Annotated in this window: 1 protein-coding gene; it reads left to right on the top strand. The window is 45.1% G+C overall.

Annotation, left to right across the window (positions count from 1 at the left end):
• Positions 1-244: 244 nt before the first annotated feature.
• A complete protein-coding gene (locus QUB37_RS29570; protein WP_333168792.1) occupies positions 245-1741 on the top strand; it encodes a glycosyl hydrolase family 57 in 1497 nt (498 codons plus the stop codon).
• The last annotated feature ends 188 nt before the right edge of the window (positions 1742-1929 follow it).

The following is a 1929-nucleotide window of genomic DNA, read 5'->3' as shown; positions in this document are numbered from 1 at the left end:
CACCTAAACGGGTCTCAGCTAACTATGTTATTCTACCATAAATATAGTCTGTGTACTTACGCCGAGCTGTACTAGCCTATTTACGTGAAATGTGTTAAACATTTTACCCAAGATTAGGAGCTTCCGTACTCCCGGACTTATCTTGTGAAATTTATCTTTTGCAGAGATACTCTGCTACTGTTAAAGTATCTAGCTATCTTAGCAATAGCAGACAGCGCCCCTCCACAATTGTTGAGAAAAATTTATGCCTGCGATCGCACAATCTCCCAATTTACCCATTTTACAAGAAATCAACTCAGGATTACCCAATATTTGCGGCTCCGAAGCAGAAATTAATGCCGCAGCCAATAGCAACGAACCAATCTTTCTACCTACCACAAATCTGCGCCTGGAAAACATTCAAGCCGGATTCGCCTGCGCCCTGCATATGCACCAACCCACAATTCCTGCCGGTGCAAACGGCGAACTGATCTGCAATCTCCAGCATATGTTTGAACATCCCAACCAAGGAGATAACCACAACGCCGCAGTCTTTGCTTGGTGCTATTCCCGCATGGGAGAATTCATCCCACAACTGATTGCTGAAGGCTGCAACCCGCGAATTATGCTCGACTATTCGGGCAACTTATTGTGGGGATTGCGCCAAATGGGACGCGACGATATCTTTGATAATCTCAAGCGGATTACCTGCGATCCTCAATATCAACCTCACGTAGAATGGCTGGGGACAATGTGGAGTCACGCCGTCATTCCCTCAACTCCCATCCCCGACATCAAACTCCAAATTCAAGCATGGCAACATCATTTTGCAGCCATTTTTGGCATAGATGCCCTCAAGCGCGTCAAAGGTTTTTCACCCCCAGAAATGCACTTTCCAAATCACCCTGATACACTTTACGAATACATCAAAGCTTTGAAAGAATGCGGCTATCGCTGGCTGATGGTGCAAGAACATTCTGTAGAAAATCCAGACGGTTCGGGATTGTCGCAAGACCAAAAATATATTCCCAACCGTTTAGTTGCCCGCAATTCTCGCGGCGAAACAATCAGTATTACTGCTTTGATTAAAACCCAAGGTTCTGACACGAAATTGGTTGGACAAATGCAGCCTTATTACGAAGCAAAAGGATGCAATAAACAGCACATTAGCAATGTCACAGTTCCTTCTTTAGTTACTCAAATTGCCGACGGCGAAAATGGCGGTGTGATGATGAATGAATTTCCCAGCGCCTTTGTCAAAGCTTGGCACGAAAACCGCGAACAAGGCGGGGGGAAATCCGGTGTTGTTGGTTTAAACGGCACTGAATATTTGGAGATAATTGAAGCGGCGGGGGTTAATCCTGATGATTATCCTGTTTGCCAGGGGGTTAACCAGCACAAAATCTGGCACCTAGTCGATCCAGATAGTGCGACGCCGGAAAAAGTGGAAAGTGCGATCGCCCAACTCAAGCAAACCGACCATAATTTTCACATGGATGGTGCTTCTTGGACTAACGATTTGAGTTGGGTGAAAGGCTACGAAAATGTCTTGGAACCGATGAATCTACTCAGCGCTGCATTTCACAAAAAATACGACCCGCTGGTGCAGCAAGATGCCGCCGTTACCAAGCAGTTTGAATACCAGCAAGCTTTGCTTTACAACTTGCTGCTACAAACAAGTTGTTTTCGCTATTGGGGACAGGGAACTTGGACTGATTACGCGCGCGAACTTTACAACCGTGGCGCTGCTTTAATGAAGTAGCAGAATTTATTGTAGGGTGCCCCGGAAACCAACTGTTTGAGCTTCCTCAAATATCAGCGTTGACGCACCCTACATCTAGAAAACCTTATTGATAAAGAGAGGACTAGAGTCCAATGGCACTGAAAAAGTGAGCAAAAAAAAATCTGTAAGGCAATATCTACATAGATAATTGCCTTACAAACCAAAAT

The organism is Microcoleus sp. AT3-A2 (assembly GCF_036705685.1).
Lineage (GTDB): Bacteria > Cyanobacteriota > Cyanobacteriia > Cyanobacteriales > Microcoleaceae > Microcoleus.
This window is presented reverse-complemented; position numbering and strand designations above follow the sequence as displayed.